The sequence below is a fragment of the Amycolatopsis sp. DG1A-15b genome (assembly GCF_030285645.1).
Taxonomy (GTDB): domain Bacteria; phylum Actinomycetota; class Actinomycetes; order Mycobacteriales; family Pseudonocardiaceae; genus Amycolatopsis.
Genome location: NZ_CP127296.1, coordinates 6,131,234 through 6,150,170, shown reverse-complemented (window position 1 = coordinate 6,150,170; position 18,937 = coordinate 6,131,234). Strand labels below are relative to the sequence as shown.

20 protein-coding genes are annotated in these 18,937 nt (G+C 71.6%); 10 read left to right on the top strand and 10 right to left on the bottom strand.

Translation table 11 applies throughout. From position 1 onward, the window contains the following. Positions 1–182: 182 nt before the first annotated feature. The gene (locus tag QRY02_RS28060) at positions 183–1,082 is read left to right on the top strand and encodes an SDR family NAD(P)-dependent oxidoreductase (protein WP_285985837.1); all 900 of its coding nucleotides are present in this window, start codon (positions 183–185) and stop codon (positions 1,080–1,082) included. On the opposite strand, the gene QRY02_RS28055 is transcribed toward QRY02_RS28060, so the two are convergent. Continuing rightward, positions 1,079–2,929, bottom strand: a complete 1,851-nt coding sequence (locus QRY02_RS28055) for an AMP-dependent synthetase/ligase (protein WP_285985836.1) — start codon at positions 2,927–2,929, stop codon at positions 1,079–1,081. The genes QRY02_RS28060 and QRY02_RS28055 overlap by 4 nt on opposite strands. Before the next feature lie 212 nt (positions 2,930–3,141). Between QRY02_RS28055 and QRY02_RS28050 the strand changes: the two genes are divergently transcribed. The 5 genes from QRY02_RS28050 (at position 3,142) to QRY02_RS28030 (ending at position 8,330) form a co-directional block, all read left to right on the top strand. After that, the gene (locus QRY02_RS28050; protein ID WP_285985835.1) at positions 3,142–3,798 is read left to right on the top strand and encodes a transcriptional regulator; all 657 of its coding nucleotides are present in this window, start codon (positions 3,142–3,144) and stop codon (positions 3,796–3,798) included. 543 nt (positions 3,799–4,341) lie between these two features. Next, on the top strand, positions 4,342–6,960 hold the full coding sequence (locus QRY02_RS28045) for a sensor histidine kinase (RefSeq protein ID WP_285985834.1): 2,619 nt from the start codon (positions 4,342–4,344) through the stop codon (positions 6,958–6,960). Next, positions 6,960–7,379 carry a roadblock/LC7 domain-containing protein gene (locus QRY02_RS28040; protein ID WP_013229428.1) on the top strand — a complete coding sequence of 140 codons (420 nt, stop codon included), beginning with the start codon at positions 6,960–6,962 and terminating at the stop codon, positions 7,377–7,379. The genes QRY02_RS28045 and QRY02_RS28040 overlap by 1 nt, the downstream gene beginning before the upstream one ends. Continuing rightward, positions 7,376–7,747, top strand: a complete 372-nt coding sequence (locus QRY02_RS28035) for a DUF742 domain-containing protein (RefSeq protein WP_004561733.1) — start codon at positions 7,376–7,378, stop codon at positions 7,745–7,747. Before QRY02_RS28040 ends, QRY02_RS28035 begins: the two co-directional genes overlap by 4 nt. Then, positions 7,728–8,330, top strand: a complete 603-nt coding sequence (locus QRY02_RS28030) for a GTP-binding protein (protein ID WP_004561734.1) — start codon at positions 7,728–7,730, stop codon at positions 8,328–8,330. The genes QRY02_RS28035 and QRY02_RS28030 overlap by 20 nt, the downstream gene beginning before the upstream one ends. A 22-nt stretch (positions 8,331–8,352) precedes the next feature. Here QRY02_RS28030 and QRY02_RS28025 read toward each other — a convergent pair whose 3' ends face one another. Then, positions 8,353–8,784, bottom strand: a complete 432-nt coding sequence (locus QRY02_RS28025; RefSeq protein WP_285985833.1) for a DoxX family protein — start codon at positions 8,782–8,784, stop codon at positions 8,353–8,355. 129 nt (positions 8,785–8,913) lie between these two features. Here QRY02_RS28025 and QRY02_RS28020 point away from each other — a divergent pair, with 129 nt between their 5' ends. Then, positions 8,914–9,381 carry an NUDIX hydrolase gene (locus QRY02_RS28020; RefSeq protein ID WP_285985832.1) on the top strand — a complete coding sequence of 156 codons (468 nt, stop codon included), beginning with the start codon at positions 8,914–8,916 and terminating at the stop codon, positions 9,379–9,381. On the opposite strand, the gene QRY02_RS28015 is transcribed toward QRY02_RS28020, so the two are convergent. The 5 genes from QRY02_RS28015 to QRY02_RS27995 form a co-directional block, all read right to left on the bottom strand. After that, positions 9,371–10,018 carry an HAD family hydrolase gene (locus QRY02_RS28015; protein ID WP_285985831.1) on the bottom strand — a complete coding sequence of 216 codons (648 nt, stop codon included), beginning with the start codon at positions 10,016–10,018 and terminating at the stop codon, positions 9,371–9,373. The genes QRY02_RS28020 and QRY02_RS28015 overlap by 11 nt on opposite strands. 28 nt (positions 10,019–10,046) lie before the next feature. Further along, positions 10,047–10,565: an O-acetyl-ADP-ribose deacetylase gene (locus tag QRY02_RS28010; RefSeq protein ID WP_285985830.1), complete on the bottom strand. Its 519-nt coding sequence runs from the start codon at positions 10,563–10,565 to the stop codon at positions 10,047–10,049. Positions 10,566–10,584: 19 nt separating this feature from the next. After that, a complete protein-coding gene (locus tag QRY02_RS28005) occupies positions 10,585–13,050 on the bottom strand; it encodes a ligand-binding sensor domain-containing protein (RefSeq protein WP_285985829.1) in 2,466 nt (821 codons plus the stop codon). Positions 13,051–13,097: 47 nt separating this feature from the next. Further along, on the bottom strand, positions 13,098–13,889 hold the full coding sequence (locus QRY02_RS28000; protein WP_285985828.1) for an alpha/beta fold hydrolase: 792 nt from the start codon (positions 13,887–13,889) through the stop codon (positions 13,098–13,100). 86 nt (positions 13,890–13,975) lie between these two features. Then, the gene (locus QRY02_RS27995) at positions 13,976–15,097 is read right to left on the bottom strand and encodes a metallophosphoesterase (RefSeq protein WP_285985827.1); all 1,122 of its coding nucleotides are present in this window, start codon (positions 15,095–15,097) and stop codon (positions 13,976–13,978) included. Positions 15,098–15,167: 70 nt separating this feature from the next. Here QRY02_RS27995 and QRY02_RS27990 point away from each other — a divergent pair, with 70 nt between their 5' ends. Further along, positions 15,168–15,440, top strand: a complete 273-nt coding sequence (locus QRY02_RS27990; RefSeq protein WP_285985826.1) for a DUF6412 domain-containing protein — start codon at positions 15,168–15,170, stop codon at positions 15,438–15,440. A 77-nt stretch (positions 15,441–15,517) separates the two neighbouring features. Further along, a complete protein-coding gene (locus QRY02_RS27985) occupies positions 15,518–16,165 on the top strand; it encodes a YidC/Oxa1 family membrane protein insertase (protein ID WP_285985825.1) in 648 nt (215 codons plus the stop codon). On the opposite strand, the gene QRY02_RS27980 is transcribed toward QRY02_RS27985, so the two are convergent. Next, positions 16,148–16,561: a DnaJ family domain-containing protein gene (locus QRY02_RS27980; protein ID WP_285985824.1), complete on the bottom strand. Its 414-nt coding sequence runs from the start codon at positions 16,559–16,561 to the stop codon at positions 16,148–16,150. The two genes, QRY02_RS27985 and QRY02_RS27980, sit on opposite strands and share 18 nt — an antisense overlap. A 62-nt stretch (positions 16,562–16,623) precedes the next feature. Here QRY02_RS27980 and QRY02_RS27975 point away from each other — a divergent pair, with 62 nt between their 5' ends. Next, the gene (locus QRY02_RS27975) at positions 16,624–17,394 is read left to right on the top strand and encodes a TetR/AcrR family transcriptional regulator (RefSeq protein ID WP_285985823.1); all 771 of its coding nucleotides are present in this window, start codon (positions 16,624–16,626) and stop codon (positions 17,392–17,394) included. On the opposite strand, the gene QRY02_RS27970 is transcribed toward QRY02_RS27975, so the two are convergent. Further along, positions 17,391–17,660 carry a hypothetical protein gene (locus QRY02_RS27970; protein WP_285985822.1) on the bottom strand — a complete coding sequence of 90 codons (270 nt, stop codon included), beginning with the start codon at positions 17,658–17,660 and terminating at the stop codon, positions 17,391–17,393. The genes QRY02_RS27975 and QRY02_RS27970 overlap by 4 nt on opposite strands. Further along, positions 17,657–18,826 (bottom strand): lytic transglycosylase domain-containing protein, encoded by a 1,170-nt coding sequence (locus QRY02_RS27965; RefSeq protein WP_285985821.1) that lies wholly within the window; start codon positions 18,824–18,826, stop codon positions 17,657–17,659. The genes QRY02_RS27970 and QRY02_RS27965 overlap by 4 nt, the downstream gene beginning before the upstream one ends. Positions 18,827–18,937 lie beyond the last annotated feature (111 nt).

Sequence of the window (18,937 nt, the reverse complement as noted above, 5' to 3'; positions counted from 1 at the left end):
GAATGCGCGCCAGTCACCCCCTCGTGACCGCCCCGCGGGTACGTCCGGACTGATCGATCCGGACTCGCTCGGCGCAGGGCGGCGGCCGCTCGTCGTCGCGCCGATGCCGCGTTGGACCGAATGGGCCAAGACTGGACAGTGAGCCGGCCGGGGTGGACGGGCGCTGCAGATCGGGGAGAGCGATGGACGGGTTGATGCAGGGCAAGGCGGTCGTGGTCACCGGCGCCGGCCGGGGCCTTGGCGAGGCGTTCGCGGTGCACATCGCCCGCGCGGGCGGGGCGGTGGTGGTCAACGACGTCGACGCCGAGCTGGCGGAGCGGACGACGGAGAACATCCGCGCGCACGGCGGCCGCGCCGTGGCGAGCGGGCACAGCGTGGCCGAGGCGGGCGAGGCGCAGGAGATCGTCGACCTGTGCGTCAAGGAGTTCGGCGGGATCGACGGGCTGGTCAACAACGCGGGGCTGAACTACGAGGCGCTGCCCTGGGAGGACGACGCCGAGCAGGCGCGGGAGCTCGTCGCGGTGAACGTCCTCGGCGTGGTGAACACCGGCCTGGCCGCGATCAAGGCGATGGTCGACGCGGGCACCGGCGGCTCGATCGTCAACATCTCCTCGGGTGCTTCGCTCGGGCAGCGCAAGCTCGGCGTGTACGCGGCGAGCAAGGGCGCGGTCGCGTCCCTGACCTACTCCTGGGCCCTCGACCTCGAGGACGCCGGGATCCGGGTCAACGCCGTCTGCCCGCTCGCGCACACGCGGATGGTGTGGAAGTCCGAACGCTCCCTGCGGGCCTGCCCGCCGGACCGCACGCCGTCGCGGATCGCGCCGGTCGTGCTGTTCCTGCTCGGCGACGGTTCGGACGGCATCACCGGCCAGATGATCCGGTGCAACGGCCCGCAGCTGCACGTCATGGGCCAGCCGTTCCTCAAGCAGCCGATCCTCGAGCGGCCGGTGTGGGACACCGAGACCGTGCAGAAGGCGTTCGACGAGGTCTTTTCCGCCCACCTGGAGAACTACGGCCTGGAGAAGCGCGTCCCGCCGCGGCTGCGCAAGTGGACGGAAACGACCTCGCCCCGGACCGCCTAGGCGCCCGCCGCGGGCTCGCGCACCGCCGCGTAGAGGGCCTCGATGTCGGCCGAATACCGGTCGTTGATGACCCGGCGCTTGAGCTTGAGCGTCGGGGTCAGCTCGCCGGATTCGGGCGTCCACGCCTTCGGCAGCACGTGGTAGCGCTTGATCTGCTCGATCCGCGCGAGCCTGCTGTTGGCCGACTCGACCGCGCGTTCCAGCTCGGCCCGCACCGCCGGGTGGTCCGCGAGGTTCTCCGGCGCGGCTTCGACGCCGTTCGCCGCGGCCCAGCCGGGCGCGATCTCGTCGTCGAGCACGATCAGCGCCGTCACGTACGGGCGGTCGTCGCCGATCGCGACGGCCTGGCCGATCAGCGGGTGCTCCTTGAGCAGGCCCTCGACGCGGGTCGGCGCGATGTTCTTGCCGCTCGAGGTGATGATCAGTTCCTTCTTGCGGTCGGTGATCGTCACGAAGCCGTCTTCGTCGATCGTGCCGATGTCGCCGGTGGCGTACCAGCCGTCGGCGTCGGTGGCGTCCTGGATCGTCCCGTCCTCCTGGAGGTACCCGAGGAACACGATCGGCCCGCGCACCAGCAGCTCGCCGTCCTCGGCGAGCTTCACCTCGACGCCGTCCAGCGGCTTGCCGACGGTGCCCGCGCGGAAGTCCGAGCCGGAGTTGGACGTCGCCGCGCCCGTCGTCTCGGACAGGCCCCAGACCTCGCAGATCTCGATGCCGAGCCCGGCCAGGAAGTAGATGATCTCCACCGGGATGGCGGCCGCGCCGCTGGAGGCGACGAGCACCTTGTCGAGCCCGAGCAGGGCGCGCACCGGCGCCAGCGCGGCTTCGTCGGCCTGCCGGATCTTCTCGGCCAGCTCCGCGGGCACCGGCTTCCCGGCGCTGCGCAGCTTGTAGCCCTGCTGCAGCAGCTCGTTCGCCTGCAGCAAGGCGGTGCGCCGGTCCTCCGGCACGCCGCCGAGCATGTTCTTGAGCCCGGCGACCATCTTCTCCCACACCCGCGGGACGCCGAAGAAGCTCTGCGGGTGCACCTTGCCGAGCGCGCCGACGACCGCCGTCGGGTCGGCGAGGGTGTGCACGTGCCCCGCCCAGACGATCGGCAGGTAGATCGACAATTCTCGTTCGGCGATGTGCGCGAGCGGCAGGTACGCGATGTTCGTCGCGTGCATCGGGGGGTGGTGCAGCTCGGTGACCGCGTACGCCTGGTGGATCGCGTTGCGGTGCGAGAGCACGACGCCCTTCGGGTCACCGGTGGTGCCGGAGGTGTAGATCATGGACAGCGGGTCGTCCGGCTTGATCTCCTGCCACGACCGCTCGAACACGTCCGGGTCAGCGGCAAGCGCTTCCCGGCCCTGGGCGCGCAGGTCGGCGAACGAGAGGAAGCGGTCGTCGCCGGCGGGGATCGCGGTCTCGTCCATGACGACGACGTGCCGCAGCGCCGGGAGGTCGTCGAGCACCGGCCGCCAGCGCGCCAGCTCGTTCTCCCCGCCGAGCACCACGACCGGGGCCGCGCTGTGCCGCGCGACGAACCGGATCTGGTCCGGGCTGAGCGTGGCGTAGGCGGTGCAGGGGATCGCGGACAGGTGCGTCGCGGCGAGGTCGGCGACGATGTGGTCCGGGCAGCCGGGCGCCATGATCAGCATGCGGTCACCCGCGGCGAGCCCGAGCCCGGCCAGGCCGCGGGAGACCTCGGCGATCGCGGTGCGGAACTCCGCCCACGTCAGCGTCGGCTGTCCTTCGAGGTCGAGCGAGGTGATCGCCGGCAGGTCCGGGTACTCGACCGCGTTGCGGTGCAGCAGCCGCGGGATCGTCTGGCCTTCGGTCTGCTCGGCGACGGACGGGGTGGTCAACGCTGGCCTCCTCGGTACTCCGGATGGCCACACTGTAGGGGCTCCCGGCGCAGGGGGATAGAGAATCGCGGCCACGTCAAACGGCACCGTCGAACCGGACAAAGCGGTCAGGTCTCCACGACCGTCCACTGTGCACACGGGCGTCCGCGCCGGAACCGCGCTTCAATGGGGGGACCGCTTCCATGAGGGGCGGCGGACTCCAGGGGGAACCGATGACGCGGTCGGCGCGCAAGCTGCTCGAAGAGATCCAGGCCGAACTCGCGCCGCGCGACGACGACAACCGGCTCGTGCCGCTGATCGCCGCGGGCCGGGCCCCGCGCGCGGTGTTCGCCGCGCTCGCCGCCGAAGAGAAGCTGATCACGCTCAGCGACTGGCGGAGCTTCCACGCGCTGGCAGCCCGGGCCGACGAGCCGAACGCGCGCACCTTCTTCGGCGGGCTCGCGCCGGGCGAGCAGCAGGCGAACGGGATGCTCGACGCGTTGCTCGCGGCGACTGGTCCGGACCACGGGAAGGAACGCCCGCGCGCGGGCTGCCAGGTCTACCCGGCTTACGTGGCCTGGCTCGCGCTGAACGGCGAATCGTCGGCCACGGCGGCGGGGATCTTCGCCAACTTCGCCGCCTTCGGCCGGTACTGCCGGGACGTCGCCGCCGGCATGCGCGAGCACTACGGCTTCACCGACGAGCAGTGCGCGTTCTTCGACTTCTTTGCTGCGGACGTCCCGGAAATAGAAGAACAAGCGCTCGCCGCGATCCAGGTCGGCCTCGACGCCCACCGGCTCGACGAACGCGAAGCGCACCGCTGCGCGCGGCTGTTCCAGAGCTACGAGCTGCTGTTCTGGAACACGCTGGCCGACGAGTTCCCGGGCTGAGCGGCCGCCGCCGCGGAACCGGTACCGGGCCACCGGAGGGTGATCGGCTGGCTGCGGTTGCGGAATACCGGGAATTCCGGCTCCGTCTCCGGTGAATCCGCGGCTGTGTTCGCCAATCCTGCGCAATCCGCTTTCCTGCGGCTGTCTACTCCGGACGAACGGGGTGCGCGGAGGGGTCGGCGCGGATCCGTGATGTTTGTCACCGAACGATTCAGTGCTGTCGTACGTAGAGGGGCCGGCCGGGATGCTCGGCTGAATCCGGGAGCGCTCCCAGTACTCACATCCGTGCATGGAACGAAAGTCGCCCTGCGACGAAGGTCACGACTTACGGTGGTGGACTTTCCAAGCGCAGGCAGCGAGTGTTGACGGGTCACCGTTCCAAGATCACGTTCTCGCCACGGACTTGACGCGCCCTGGAGGGCTGCCTAACGTCGTCGCGGGCGAAGCAGACCACGGTGATGTTGATCCGGCTGGTCGGAATCCGGGTGTTGAGCGCCTCGGGCGACCCGAAACCATGTACTGCCGGAAGGAAAACGGACCCAGGTGAAGCAGATTTCTCTTCGACGCAACCGGGGATCCTCGATTCGGAAGCGCGTCCTCACGATCGCGCTCGTCCCCAGTGTCGCGCTGTTGCTGGTCGGTGTGGCCCTCGCGGGCTACCTCATCTACGACGCCGTCACCGGCCGGGACTACACGAACCGCATCCGGGGCTCGGAGGCCCCGTCGATCCCGTTCCTCGCCTCCCTGCAGCAGGAGCGCCAGGCCACGCTGACCCTGCTCGCGGGCCAGAGCAACCAGCGTGCCGTGCTCGCGGCCGTCCGGCCCAAGACGGACGAGAACGCCGCGAAGACGATCCAGTACCTCAAGGACAACTTCGCCGACTACGACGACACCCCGCCGAGCGTGCTGAAGAACATCACCACGTTCTTCGGGCTGTACCAGCAGCTGCCGCAGAACCGGCAGGCGATCGACGGCGGCCAGATGCAGATCAACCAGGCCTTCGTCTACTACAACAAGATGATCGACCAGTTCACCGACGGCGTGGCCGGGCTCGCGCAGAACGCCCGCGGTGCCCAGAACGCGTTCGACCGGCTGACCGCCATCCCGCTGTTCACCGCGGCCGACCAGATGCAGCGCAGTGACGCCCTCGCCGCCGCCGGGCTGGCCGCGGGCGGGCTGAGCAACGACGACTTCCGGACCTACGTCGGCCAGGTCGGTGCCTACCACGCCCAGCTCGACGCGTCGGCGCCGAAGCTGATCCCCGAGGTCAAGGCCAAGTACGACGAGCTGCTGGCCAGCCAGCCGTGGCAGACGGTGAACCAGGTCGAGACCACGTTCCTGCGCGGCGACCTGTCGAAGCTGCCGGTGCCGCAGGACCAGTGGCGCACCGCCGCCCGCCAGGTCGGTGCCGCGCTGATGGGCATCTTCATCCTGCAGAGCTCCAACGCGAGCCAGGCCGCGATCAACGACGCGGACTCGACGTTCACCGAGTCGCTGATCGCTGGCGTGGTCGCGGTCCTGTTCGCGGTCTTCGTGGTCTTCGTCGCCGTCCGGCTGTCGAACCGGCTCATCGGCCGCCTGCACCGGCTGCGCGAGGACACCCTCGACGCGGCCGAGGTCCGGCTGCCCGAGCTGGTCGCCCGGGTCCAGGCGGGCGAGCCCGTCGACCTCGAAGAGGGCGGTCACTTCCTCGACCACGGCACCGACGAGATCGGCCAGGTCGCCGACGCCTTCAACAAGGCGCAGCAGACCGCCATCGCGGCCGCCATCGAGGAGGCGAAGACCAAGGAGGGCACCAAGACGGTGTTCCTCAACATCGCCCACCGCAGCCAGGTCATCGTGCACCGCCAGCTCAAGGTGCTCGACCAGGCCGAGCGCAAGCAGGAAGACCCGGAGCAGCTGGACACGCTGTTCCAGCTCGACCACCTCTCCACCCGCGCCCGGCGCAACGCGGAGAACCTGATCATCCTCGGCGGCGGGCAGCCGGGCCGGCAGTGGCGCAACCCGGTCGGGCTGGCCGAGCTGGTCCGCGGCGCGTCCGCCGAGACCGAGGACTTCGCCAGGGTCAAGACGGCGGTGCTGCCGCAGATCGCCATCCGCGGCCCGGTCGTCGGCGACCTCGTGCACCTGCTCGCCGAGCTGATCGACAACGCGACGGCGTTCTCGCCGCCGCAGTCGCGGGTCGAGATCCGCGGCAACGTGGTCGGCAAGGGCGTCGTGATCGAGGTCGAAGACCAGGGCCTCGGGCTCGAGCCGGACCAGACCGAAGAGATCAACACGATGCTGGCCGACCCGCCGGACTTCGGGATCATGGCGCTGTCGGACGAACCCCGCCTCGGCCTGTTCGTGGTCGCGCGGCTGGCCGCGCGGCACGGCATCCAGGTGCACCTGCGGGAGTCGGCCTACGGCGGCACCCGGGCCATCGTCCTGGTGCGCACCGACCTGCTCGCCCCGCTCACCGAGACCGAGCCGGAACAGCCGATCACCCCGCCGAAGCCGGAGCTCGTCCCCAACCCGGCCGAGCCGGAGACGATGGCCAACAACGAGGTCGCGCCGCTCAAGCGGCCGGTCCGCCGTCCGGCCCGGCACCGCACCGAGCCGCCTGCCCCGCCGGCCCCGGCCACGGCTCCCGCGGCCGTGACCTCGTCGCCCACGGCGGTCCCGCCGGTCACCGTCCCGCCGCCGGCTCCGGACCGGTCGCCGTCCACACCGCCGCCGGCAGCCCAGCCGCCGTCGGTGCCGACGCCGGTCCCGGTCGGGTCCGTGTCGGAGCCGGTCAGCCAGCCGACCCAGGCCCAGCCGGTGGCCTCGGTCCGGCCGCCTGCCCCGCCCGCCCGGTCCTCGCGCCCGGCACGGCCGGCCGCGCAGCAGCCGGTGTGGCCGCCGCAGGAGCCGCGGGCCGCGGCGACGCCCGAAAGCCGCCCGCAGCAGCCGCGCCGCCCCGAGGCGCCCGGCCGCCCGCCGCTGCCGCAACGGCGACGCCAGCAGAGCCTCGTGCCGCAGCTGCGGGAAGATAAGCCCGCGACCGCGGAACGCGAAGAGGTCCGGCTGGATTCCCCGGAGGTCGCCCGCAGCAGGCTGTCCGCCTTCCAGCAGGGCACCCGGCGGGCCCGAGACGAAGAGTTTTCCGAGAACGACGACAGGTACGGAGAGCGCGAGTAATGGTCAACTCAGGCGCCCACGAGCTCGACTGGCTGCTGGACGACCTCGTCAAGCGGGTCGCCGGGGCGGACCGGGCGGTGGTGCTGTCCTCGGACGGCCTGCTCATCGGGAGGTCGGGCAACCTTTCCGAGGAGGACGCCGAACACCTGTCCGCGGTGGCTTCGGCGTTCCAGAGCCTGGCCCGCGGCACCGGACGGCACTTCGGCGGCGGCAACGTCCGCCAGACGATGGTCGAGATGGACCACGCGTTCCTGTTCGTGACGGCGGCCGGGCGAGGCGCCTGCCTCGCCCTGCTGGCCCGCGAAGACGCGGACATGGGGCTGGTCGCGTACGAGATGAACCTGATGGTGAAGCGGGTCGGCCAGGTCCTTACCTCGGCCCCGCGGACCGGTGCCGGCGTCCTGCCCACGTCGCCATGAGCGCACGGCACGAAGCCTGGTTCGACGACGAGGCCGGCCCCCTGGTCCGGTCCTACGCGGTCACGGGCGGCCGCACCCGGTCGGACACGCTCGGGCTCGACCTCATCACGCTCGTGGTCGCCCTGCGCACCGCGCACGAAGCGGGCATGCTCGAACCGGAGTACGCGCGCATCATCGCCTTGTGCCAGCGGCCGGTCTCGGTGGCCGAGGTGGCCGCCCGGGTCGATCTCCCGCTGCCCGTGGTCAAGGTGATGCTGAGCGACCTCATCGAGCAGAACCTGGTGCTGTTCCGTACCGCGGCACCGGTCCAGGAAACCCCCAACCGACACGTATTGCAGGCGGTTCTTGATGGCATCCGGAAACTCTGACCCCCGGCGGAACCTGACCGCGACCGCGGTCAAGGTACTCATCGCCGGCGGGTTCGGGGTCGGCAAGACCACGATGGTCGGTTCGGTGAGCGAAGTGCCGCCACTGCGGACCGAGGAGGTCATCACCACCGCGTCCGAGGGTGTCGACGACCTGTCCGGCGTCGAGCAGAAGACCACCACGACGGTCGCGCTCGACTTCGGCCGCATCACGATCAACCCGGACCTGATCCTCTACCTGTTCGGCACGCCGGGGCAGGACCGGTTCTGGTTCATGTGGGACGAGCTGGCGGAGGGGGCGCTCGGCGCCGTCGTGCTGGCCGACACGCGGCGGCTCGACAGCTGCTTCGCCGCCGTGGACTTCTTCGAGCGCCGCAACCTGCCGTTCGTCGTCGGCGTGAACTGCTTCGACGGCGCGTACCGCTACGGCACGGAGGAGGTCCGGCAGGCGCTCGACGTCGGCATGGACGTCCCGCTGCTGCTGTGCGACGCTCGCGAGCGCGAGTCGACGAAGCAGGTGCTGACCAGCCTGATGGAACACGTGATGGCGCGGTCCGACCTCGCGGCCGCCCAGGGCGGCTACTGAATCGGACCGCGCGCCGCGCCCCTCAGCGCTTGATCAGGTTGTCGAGCGCGAGGCGGCCGGGGCCGATCGCGGCGAACAGCAGGAAGATCCACGAGTACACCGCGGCCGGCTCGCCCATGTTCTGCAGCGGCAGCAGGCCCATCGGGGCGTGCACGGTGAAGTAGGCGTACGCCATCACGCCGGAGAGCAGGATCGCGGCCGGCCTGCTCGCGAGCCCGACGAGCAGCAGCACGGCGCCGACGAGTTCGAAGACGCTGCCCCACCAGCCGGGGAACGAGCCGAACGGGACGCCGCCGCCTTGGCCGTCGATGCCCCCGAAGAGCCCGAATCCCTGCAGGCCGTGGAAGCCGAACAGGAACGAGATCACGATCCGGCTCGCGCCGATCACGAGGCCGGTGACCTGGGTCTTGGCCGGGGCGGTGGTGCGGGTTTCGCGGGCGATGGTGGCGGTCATGGTGGGTTCCTTCCCTGGGGTTTCCTTGATTTCCGGCTACGCTGCCTTCTGCCTACGCGTCGATCGGGCCCCGGCCGGTTTCGACACCCTCGCGGAAAAATCTTGGAAGAGTTTCGGGAGACTGTCTCCATGGCGGGCAAACAGAGTGCCGGGCTCCTGCTCTACCGCGGCCGCGGCGAAGACGTCGAAGTGCTGCTCGGGCACATGGGCGGGCCGTTCTGGGCGAAGAAGGACGCGGCCGCGTGGTCGCTGCCCAAGGGCGAGCTCGACCCGGACGAGTCCCCCGAGAAGGCGGCCCGGCGGGAGTTCGAGGAGGAGCTGGGCCTGCCCGCGCCCGACGGCGAGTACGTCGAGCTGGGCGTGGTGAAGCAGTCGGGCGGCAAGGTCGTCACGGCGTGGGCGGTCGAGGCCGACCTCGACCCGGCCGCGGTGGTGCCCGGGACGTTCACGATGGAGTGGCCGCCGCGCTCGGGTCGTCAGCAGGAGTTCCCCGAGGTGGACCGGGTGGCCTGGTTCTCGCTGCGGGACGCCCGCGAGAAGCTGGTCAAGGGCCAGCTGCCCTTCCTGGACCGGCTCCTGGCGCTGGTCAGCGGCTGAGCAGGGCCTCGAGCGGCTTGGCGGTGAACGACGGCAGCACGACGTCCGCCTGCCCGAAGTCGAGGCTCCGGGTGATCGCGTTCGGCACGGCGACACAGGTCAGCCCGGCGGCCTTGGCCGAGGTGACGCCGTGCGGGGTGTCCTCGAAGGCGATGGCCTCCGCGGCCGCTGTTCCGAGTGCGTCGAGGGCGGCGAGGTAGAGGTCGGGGTCGGGCTTGGCTTTGTGCAGGTCCCCGGTGAGGACGGCGTCGAAGTAGCCGTCGATGCCGAGCCGTTCGAGGTGCGGGTTCACCCACGCCCCGGACGAACTGGAGGCGACGGCCAGCCTGAGGCCGTTCTCGCGCGCGGTTTCGAGGTAGCCGAGGACGCCTTCGCGCGGGCCGAGGTCCTCGAGCAGCCGGAGGACGTGCGCCCGGGTCCTGGGCCGCAGCGCTTCCGGGTCGATCCCGGGCACGCGCTCGGCGAGCAGGGCGAACATGGCGGGCGTGGTGCGCTGGGTGCCGATGACGGCGTACCAGGCATCCAGCGGCAGTTCGGTGCCGTGTTCCCGGAAGACGGCCTGCCAGGACTGCAGGACGGCGGACTCGGTGTCGGCGAGCGTGCCGTCGAAGTCGAAGACCAGGGCGCGGGTGGGCACGCCTGCACCCTGCCCGCTCGGTGATCGTTCAGGCAAGGGAGTTGTGACGAGCCCGAAAGGCCGCCATGGCCGCTTCGCCACGCAGTGCGAAGACGACCTCTTCGACGGAGCCGGGCTCGGCGGCGGAGATGGTGGTGAGCGCGATCTCCGCGGCCGATTCGAGGGGCCAGCGGTAGATGCCGGTGGAGATGGCGGGGAACGCGACGGTCCGGGCGCCCAGGTCCCGCGCCACCCGCAGCGCGTTGCGGTGGCAGTCGGCGAGGAGTGCCGAGCGGTCTTCGGTGGCCGACCACACCGGGCCGACGGTGTGCACGACCCACTTCGCGGGCAGGTTCCCGGCGGTGGTGGCGACGGCCTGGCCGGTCTTCAGGCCCTTGCCGTAGTGCCCGGCCCGCAGTTCCCGGCACGCGGCGAGGATCTCGGGGCCGCCCTTGCGGTGGATGGCCCCGTCGACCCCGCCGCCGCCGAGCAGCGAGGAGTTGGCCGCGTTGACGACGACGTCGACCTCGAGTGTGGTGATGTCGGCGTCGAGGATCCGGATGCGCATGGTGCCATTGTCCGGCCGCCTACGGGTGGACGGTCAGCCGGTACAGGCGCTCGCCGATCTTGTAGTACAGGTCGCCGAACCGGTCTGCCGTCAGGTCCTCCAGGCCCGGCTTGGTCAACAGCACCGTGACCGCCTTCGTCACCTTGTCGATCCGGAAGATCCGGTCGCCCTGGGTGCCGTACACGTGGTCCGGGTCCTTCGCCACCGTGAGCAGCACGCCGTCTCGCCAGGCCATCGTCGACTTCGCGTCGTAGTCCGGGTCCGCGAACAGGCGTTGCGTCTTCATCGCCGACGGCGCTGCCGGGTCGAACGTGAGCAGGGAGCCGCCGGCCAGGCCCCACACCTGGCCGTCCACCTCGGTCAGCGCCGTGACCGCCCTGGTCGAAGGCAGCGGGTAGCGCGTCACCGCGCCGTTCGCCGGGTCGTAGGAGAACACCTCGGCCGAGGCGCCCGGCGCGAACACCGGGTTGACGCCCAGCGCGCCCCGGGTCGACGTGCCGCCGAAGACCTTGCCGCCCGCGTAGGCCAGGGAAACCACCGCCTGGTCCGGGACGACGCAGAGGGTCCGGCCCGGCGTGCCCTCCTTCGAGATGCTCAGCGCCCCGCTGCGCTTGCCGTACTTCGGAACCGTTCCCATGTAGACGGTGCCGTCGGGGGCTCCGGCCAGCGCGTACGGGCGGTCCTGCGGCGGCGGGCCTTCGCCCGCGCGGCAGTCGGCGGCCTTGTCACCCGCGGCGCCGCCGGTGTACTGCAGCTTCGGCGGCCACTCGCCACCCGGGGTGTAGCTGTACAGCCTGGCGGAGGGGTAGACGCCGATGTAGAGCTTCCCGTCGTGGGCCAGCAGGCTGTCGGTCTGGTTGAGCCCGGTGCGGGTCTTCGTGTCCGGGTGGTTGCCGTCCGCGTCGCCGTGCTGCGGGTCGTACACGCCGGTGCCGCCGGTGAGGTAGCCGCCGGTGTAGATCTTGCCGTCCGGGCCGGCGCCGAGCGCGTTGATCGCGGCCGGCAGCACCGGCGTGCCGGTGACGAGCCGGGTGCTCGACGTGCCGGTCGCCGGGTCGAACTTGAAGATCCGGGTGCCGTCCGGTCCCGCGCCGAGGCCGGCGAGCGTGCCGTTTTCCCAGCTGTAGCCGGTGACGTCGAGGTCGGGCCGGACGGTCGTCGCCCGCACGGCCTTCGTCGCGGTGTCGTAGGACTGCAGCAGCCCGTCCTTGACGAACCAGACCTTGCCGTCCGCGGCCGGGGAGTGGTGCAGGTCCGTGTCGGTGATCGCCGCGTCCACCACCGAGCGGTACGAGCCGTCGGCGTTCTTGACGACCTGCAGCACGAGCAGCGTCCGGTCGAGCCAGGCGAACAGCCGGCCGCCGGTCCAGGTCAGCCCGCCCACCATGGAGCTGTGCGCGTACTCGGCGGGCAGCAGGCTGTCGGTCCGCCCGGTGACGTTGTCGTAGCGCACCAGCGAAGCGTTCGTCCCCGTGCCGAGGTAGGTCGCGTTGGCGGCCGGGTCGTGGGCGATGCTGCGCACGTACTCCGCCCCGGCGACGATCGGCGTGGATCCGATGGTCGTGAACGTGCCGTTGTCGTACTTGAAGTAGCGGCCGTTGTTGTAGGTGCCGCCGTAGACCTTGCCGTTCGCGCCGGCTTCGAGGTCCCAGATGAAGGAGTACCCGCTTTCGGCGCGGCCGAGGTCGGTCAGCGTGGTGGTGCCCGGTACGTGGCGGTACAGCTTCGAGTTCGGATAGGTGCCCAGGTAGACGCTGCCGTCGGTGGCCGTGGTGGCGGCCCAGCCGCCGACCGTCGGGGTGTCGGTGGTGTCCGGGAAGGTGAGCTTCGAGGTGACCTTCTCGGTGGCGACGTCGATGACCGCCAGCTGCGGGTTGCTGTCGGCGGTGCCGGTGTAGACCGCGTAGGCCTTGCCGCCGGCGAAGGTGGTGGCGTTGGGGACGCTGCTTTCCAGCTGGACGCCGAGGTCCGTGTCGTCCTGGCCGAGCACCACCTCGTCCCAGTACGCCGTGCCGACGTTGCCGACGCCCGAGTAGATGAGCGCGGAGACGCTGGCGGTGCCGGCGGGCGCCGCTCCCGACGCGGTGGCGGTGGTCCACTTCCGGCCGGAGACCGGACCGCCGGTCACGCTGCCGAGCAGCTGCCCGGACGCGTCGCGGAACCGCAGGTACAGGTCGGCCGCGCCGTTCTCGGTCCACACCTGGGCGTAGGCGGTGTACCGGACGCCGGCGGTGGCGGGCAGCCCCGGCTGGTTCTCCCGGCCGTAGGCGTTGTCCGGGGACGTGTCGTCCACGCGCGCCGCGGTGCGCCCGTCCCACGTCACGGCGGTGAACCCGCCGGGGCTGTGCGACCCGCTCCACCCGGTCAGCCCCTGGTCGAACCCGCCGTTGGCGATCCGCAGGTCGGCTGCCCCCGCCTGGGTGGGCACGGCGAGCAGCCCGGTGCCCAGCGCGGCGGAGAGTGCGGTGCACAGCAGACGTCTCATGGCGGCCACGATCGGGCGCGGCCGTACAAAACGGGTACAAGCGCCACTCAGGCGAGGAAGAACTCCTTCAGCACCGGCGCCAAAGCCGGGGCCTTCACGATGTGCGTCTGGCCCGGCAACGTCCGGTACTCCGCCGACGGCAGCACCTTCGCCAGCGACGCCACGCCGCTGCGCATCCAGTCCGGGCTGCGGCCTCCGTCGATCACCAGTGCCGGGACCTTCACCTCCGGCCAGGCCGCCGGCAGGGGCTCGCCGGCCTGGTGGTCGATCACCATCGCCGTGTCGTACGGGATCGTGTGGGCCACCCGCTTGAGCTTCGACCAGAACGGCATGATCCGCATCATCGCCACCGTCGCACTGCTCAGGCCCACGCCTTCGGTCATGAACATCTTGACCGCCTTGCCGCGCTTGCCCTCCTTCAGCGCCTGGTCGAGCCGGGTCGCGTAGTCGGCCGGGACGCGGGGGCGGGTGCCGTCGACGATGAACGGTGGTTCGTACACCGCCAGCTTCGGGACCGGGAGGCTGCGCGCCGCTTCGAGGGCCAGGGCGGCGCCGGAGGAAATGCCGAACAGGAACGCCTCGCCGCCTGCCTCCTTGATGAGCGCCGCGACGTCCTCGACCTCGCGCTCGACCGTGTACGGCCCGGTGTCGCCGCTTTCGCCCCGGCCGCGGCGGTCGTAGGTGTACACGGTGAAGTGCGCGGCCAGCTCCTTGGCCAGCGGGTCGTTGGGGGACGAGCCGCGGTAGCACATCGCGCCGTCCACGAGGACGAGCGCGGGACCGGACCCGGCGCGGGTGTAGGCGATCTCGGTGCCGTCGGCAGAGGTGGTCGTCGTCATGGCAACCAGCCTGACTCCGACGCTTCGATCTGTCAAGACAAAAAAAGTTGTCGGTAGTGACTTCCCAAAGCGATCGATCGGGAACGTCAGGCCGAACGCAAGGTCAGGAGCGTGATCTCGCTGGGTGCGAAGATCCGGAACGGCGGGCCCCAGAACCCCGTGCCGCGGCTGTTGTACAGCTGCGTCTCGCCGTGCCGGGTGAGGCCGGACAGCGTCGGCTGGTCGAACCGCACCAGGAGGTGGAACGGCCAGATCTGGCCGCCGTGCGTGTGCCCGGAGATCTGCAGGTCCACACCGGCCTCGCGGGCCTCGCGGACCTGCTTCGGCTGGTGCGCCAGCAGCACCACCGGCACGCCGGCGGGGCGGTCGGCCAGCGCCGCGGCCAGGTCGGGGCCGTGGCCGGGCAGCCCGGACGCCGCGCCGGTCGGGTCGTCGATGCCGGCGAAGAGGATCCGGTCGCCGTCACGCTCGAGCAGCGTCGAACGGTTGTGCAGGGTGTCCCAGCCGAGCCCTTCCATGTGGTCGAGCCACGCCTGGGCCTCGCCGAAGTACTCGTGGTTGCCGGTGATGTAGAACCGCCCGAGCCCGGCCTGGACGCCGCCGAGCGGGTCGACCTGCTTGCGGCGCTTGGCCACCGCGCCGTCGGCGAGGTCACCGGCGTGGCAGACGACGTCCGCCTCGAGCGCGTTGACCGCCGCGACGACGTCCTCCGACCACTTCGTCCGGTCGATCGGCCCGAAGTGGGTGTCGGTCAGCACCGCGACGCGCAGGCCGTCGAGCCCCGGCCCGAGCCGGGGGATGGCGACGTCGACCGCCTTCACCGGCGGCACCCGCATGGCGACGCGATGGCCGTGCACGAGCAGCCCGGTGGCGATCAGCGCCGTCGCGCCCGCGACGATCCGCGACCGCGCCGGGTCGTCGACGCCGAGCAGCGCGACCCGCAGCACCAGGCTCAGGATCGACCAGCTGAACAGCACCCAGATCACCGCGAGCAGCGAGTCGCCGAGGCGGGCGGCGCTGTCGCTCTGGTGCCGGGAATGGCCGCGGAACATCGCGACCGGCATCGTGACCAGGCCCGACACCAGCACGACGGTGCCGGCGATCGTGCCGGCGAGGCCCCACTCCGGAGCCAGGACGAGCGTCCACCACGGCACGCCGAACAGCAGGAGCATGGCCAGGATCGGCACGACGACGAGTTGCCCTCTCATCGAACCAGGTTACAGCCCATCGGGCTGTTAGCGTTTTCGCTACTCTGGTGGTGGAAGGAAGGGGGACGCCGTGCACACGTTGCTCGAGCTGGCGTTCCCCGCGTTGACCAGCCCGACCGCGCTGGTCGCCTTCGCCTCCCTCGCCGCCGCGAGCCTCTTGGTCGTCCTGCTGGTCGGCAGCACCCACCGCGCCGAGCTCGCGCTGTGGTCGGCGCCGGTGAGCAGCCGCGCCACGGCGTTGCGCCGCCGGGCCCGGCGCGCCGAGTCGATCCGGCTCCGCGACCCGGGCCGACCGGGCCGAAGCCGCCCACGAGCACCCGGTTCCCGCAGCACGGCTGCGTAGGAACCACTTCAGCGCAGCCATTCCGCTCACCCCACCCCGTCCACTCATGCCCTTCTTGTTCAAGCGGAGTGCTGCCCATGTTCGGCTTTCTCGACGTGCCCGTCGAAGGCGCGTACCACCTGATCCACGTGCTCACCGGTCCCCTCTCGACGGCGCTGGCGATCGTCGTCTTCACCCTCGGCGTGCGGCTGCTGCTGCACCCCCTCGCCCGGTCGGCCGCCCGCGGCGAACGAGCGCGAACCGCGCTGCTGCCCGAGATCCGCGCCCTGCAGGAGAAGCACGGCCGCGACCGGGAGCGGCTGGCCGCGGAGATGACGCAGCTGCAGCAGGAGTCCGGGACGTCCCTGTTCGTCGGCTGCCTGCCGATGCTGCTCCAGCTGCCGTTCTTCATGGTCATGTACCGGCTGTTCACCACGGCCACGATCGGCGGCGAACCCAACTCGCTGCTCGGCGCGACCCTGCTCGGGACGCCGCTGGGCGCGCACGGCCTGGCCGGCAGCCCGCTCGTGTTCGTGATCGCGGCCGGGCTCGCCGTCGTCGCCTGGTTCTCGGTGCGCCGGCAGCCCGCCCCGGCTTCCGGCGTTCCGGGCGGGAAGCTGCTGCGGCTGCTGCCCTACGGCACCGTGCTCGCCACGCTCGTCGTGCCGCAGGCCGCCGGCATCTACCTGCTCACCACGACGGCGTGGAGCGCGGCGGAACGGGCGTTGCTACGACGCGGCTCGTGAGCGGCGCCAGTCCTCGACCGCCTCTTCGACGTCCACCAGCGCCACCGTGAGCGGCGGGCCGGAGAGGTGGTTGAGGTAGGCCTGGCGGATCCGCTCGTTGAGGTCCTCGATGAGTTCCCGCACCCGCCGTTCGGTGCGCTCGGCGGCGAGCTTGCCCGGCAGGTCCTGGACTTCGCGCTTGAGCGCGAGCGACGGCGGCAGCAACACCGTCGTGTCGTGCCCGCCCTTCCGGACTTCGCGGAGGACCCAGTCGGTCACGGCGTCGTTGCCGGTGGGTTTGGGCAGCGGTTTGCCGGTGCCGGGCAGGTCGTCGAACTCGCCGCGCTCGCGAGCTTCGGCGATCTGCCGGTCGACCCACCAGCGGAAGGACACCTTCGGTGGTTTGCGCCTGCTCATCTCCTCGCACCCCCTCCGTCCGCTCTCCAGGGTAATGTCCGGATGACGAGCGAGGGGACCGCATGACCGTCGAACGCAGTGGCGCCGAGGACGTCGACCGGACGCTCGCGCTGCTCTGGCGCGCCCGCGGCGGCGGCGCCGAACCGACCAGGGGCCGCCGTCCGACGCTGACGATCGAGCGGATCGTCGCCGCCGCGATCACGGTCGCGGACGCCGACGGGCTCGCCGCCGCGTCGATGCACCGGGTCGCCAAGGAGCTGGGCGCCGGCACGATGACGCTCTACACCTACGTGCCCGGCAAGGCCGAGCTGGTCGACTTGATGGTCGACGACGTGCTCGTCGGGCGGCGGCTGCCCGGGCCGGGCGAGCCGCGCCGCGGGGACTGGCGCGAGCAGGTGGCGCTCTACGCCGAGCGGACCCGGCAGGTCTACCGGGACCACCCGTGGCTGTGCGAGGTTTCGCGTGTCCGGCCGCCGCTGGGCCCCGGCCAGCTGGCGGGCCAGGAGTACCTGCTGTCGATCATGGACGCGCTGGGGCTGCAGCCGCGGCAGGCCGTCGCGGCGGCCAACGGGATCGGTACGTACGTCGACGCGAACGCCGCGCTGGGCGCGGAGAACGCCCGGCTGGAGCGCAGCACCGGCCAGTCGACCGAGGCGTGGTGGCACCAGCGGTCGTCGTTCTGGGAGAACTACTTCGTCGTCGACGCGCACCCGGCGATGAACCGCATCTGGCTCGGCGGGGGCTTCGACCAGAGCGCCAAGGCGCAGGGCGACACGGCGTACGAGTTCGGCCTGAACCGGATGCTCGACGGCATCCAGGCCCTGGTGGACTAGCGCCGGCTGCGCCACCGCAGCCGGCGTCGCTCCTGCTGGGGCACCGCAGCCGGCTGAGCCGTCGACGCCGCGCGCAGGACGTCCCGGCAGAGCGGGTCGAACCGGCCGGGTTCTTCGATCATCGGCGCCGCCAGCACGACGTGCCCGCACACCGCCCGGAACCGCCCCTCGTGCCGTCCCGCCGCGAACTCCTCTTCGGTGACGGCATGGGTGTAGCCGTCGGTGTCGCAGCGGATGTGCACCAGGAACGGCTCCACCGGGCTCATCCGGCCGAACTGGTCGAGGTGGTTTCGGTGGGGGCGTCCGTCGAGTCGGCCGGCGTGGCGGCGGCGGTCGACGACGGCGGCGGGGTGGTGCTGGTCGTCGCCGGCGGCGGCGTGGTCGGGTCCGTCGAAGGCGGCGTGACCGGGTCCGTGGACGTCGGCGTGGTCGGCGTCGTCGGGGTGGTCGGGGTGGTGGTCGGGTCCGGCGTGGTGGGCGTCGTCGGCGTGGTCGCCGGCGTGTCCGTCGGCGGGGTGTCGACCGGCGGCGCGGGCGGTGCCGGGACGCCGACCGGGGACCCGGCCGCGGCGGCGTCCGGCGCGTTCGGCACGCCGATCGGCACCTGGCTGTCGGGCAGCTGGGCCACCCCGCCGCGGTAGGCCGCGGCCCAGGCCAGCACGGTGTCCACATAGGACTGCGAGTTGTTGTAGCGGCGCACGGCGATCCGCTGGCCCGCGTCGGTGGAGAGGTCGAGGCCGCCCGAGCACAGGTAGCGCGCGGTGGCCAGCGCCTCGTCGTAGATGTTGTTCGGGTTCGACACGCCGTCGCCGTTGCCGTCGGAGGCGTAGCCGCGCCACGTCGACGGGATGAACTGCGTCGGGCCGACCGCGCGGTCCCACACGGTGTCGCCGTCGTACTTGCCGCCGTCGGTGTCCGGGATCGCGGCGAACGCGCCCGCGCCGTTGAGCACCGGGCCGAGGATCGGCTCCAGCGTGTCGCCGTTGGCGTTGACGTACCCGCCGCGGGCGTGGTTGGACTCGATCCGGCCGATGCTGGCGATCAGCGCCCAGTCGAGGTGGCAGTTCGGCTGTTCCTCGGCGAGGATGTTCGCGGCGTTCTGGTACGCCTTGAGCATGCTCCCCGGGATGCCGAGCGACCCGGAGATGCCGGCGGAGCCGGCCCGCCCGCCGGGCACGACCAGCGGTTCGGGCAGCGGCGGCTGGGGCAGGCTGCCGTTGACCGCGATCGGCGGCATGACGATGTTCGGCTGCTGCGGCGCCGGAGCGGCGACGGCCTGGTCAGGCGCGCTGTCCCCGGCGTTGGCCACCACGACCGGCGCGGGCAGGCCCGTGGTCAGCGTCGGCAGCACGACGAGCGCCCCACCCGCGAGCGCGGCGGCGGTCCGGCGGACCGAACGCGCGCTCGTGCGACGTGGCCGGTGCTTGGGCATGGTCGTCCCCGCTTCCCTCGATCTGTCGCTGATCGCCTCACCCGATCGGCCTCACCCACCGGTACTGACCGGTAGGAGCAAGCTATCCGATGGAACCAAACTTTGGCGAAT

Bases quoted from the DNA above. Each gene is read 5' to 3' on its own strand.
- QRY02_RS27970 (WP_285985822.1), bottom strand. From the start codon at position 17,660: ATGAGCCCGGTGGAGCCGTTCCTGGTGCACATCCGCTGCGACACCGAC.
- QRY02_RS27985 (WP_285985825.1), top strand. From the start codon at position 15,518: ATGTTCGGCTTTCTCGACGTGCCCGTCGAAGGCGCGTACCACCTGATC.
- QRY02_RS27975 (WP_285985823.1), top strand. From the start codon at position 16,624: ATGACCGTCGAACGCAGTGGCGCCGAGGACGTCGACCGGACGCTCGCG.
- QRY02_RS28000 (WP_285985828.1), bottom strand. From the start codon at position 13,889: ATGACGACGACCACCTCTGCCGACGGCACCGAGATCGCCTACACCCGC.
- QRY02_RS28005 (WP_285985829.1), bottom strand. From the start codon at position 13,050: ATGAGACGTCTGCTGTGCACCGCACTCTCCGCCGCGCTGGGCACCGGG.
- QRY02_RS28030 (WP_004561734.1), top strand. From the start codon at position 7,728: ATGGCATCCGGAAACTCTGACCCCCGGCGGAACCTGACCGCGACCGCG.
- QRY02_RS27995 (WP_285985827.1), bottom strand. From the start codon at position 15,097: ATGAGAGGGCAACTCGTCGTCGTGCCGATCCTGGCCATGCTCCTGCTG.
- QRY02_RS28025 (WP_285985833.1), bottom strand. From the start codon at position 8,784: ATGACCGCCACCATCGCCCGCGAAACCCGCACCACCGCCCCGGCCAAG.
- QRY02_RS27980 (WP_285985824.1), bottom strand. From the start codon at position 16,561: ATGAGCAGGCGCAAACCACCGAAGGTGTCCTTCCGCTGGTGGGTCGAC.
- QRY02_RS28035 (WP_004561733.1), top strand. From the start codon at position 7,376: ATGAGCGCACGGCACGAAGCCTGGTTCGACGACGAGGCCGGCCCCCTG.
- QRY02_RS28040 (WP_013229428.1), top strand. From the start codon at position 6,960: ATGGTCAACTCAGGCGCCCACGAGCTCGACTGGCTGCTGGACGACCTC.
- QRY02_RS28060 (WP_285985837.1), top strand. From the start codon at position 183: ATGGACGGGTTGATGCAGGGCAAGGCGGTCGTGGTCACCGGCGCCGGC.
- QRY02_RS27965 (WP_285985821.1), bottom strand. From the start codon at position 18,826: ATGCCCAAGCACCGGCCACGTCGCACGAGCGCGCGTTCGGTCCGCCGG.
- QRY02_RS28010 (WP_285985830.1), bottom strand. From the start codon at position 10,565: ATGCGCATCCGGATCCTCGACGCCGACATCACCACACTCGAGGTCGAC.
- QRY02_RS28050 (WP_285985835.1), top strand. From the start codon at position 3,142: ATGACGCGGTCGGCGCGCAAGCTGCTCGAAGAGATCCAGGCCGAACTC.
- QRY02_RS28020 (WP_285985832.1), top strand. From the start codon at position 8,914: ATGGCGGGCAAACAGAGTGCCGGGCTCCTGCTCTACCGCGGCCGCGGC.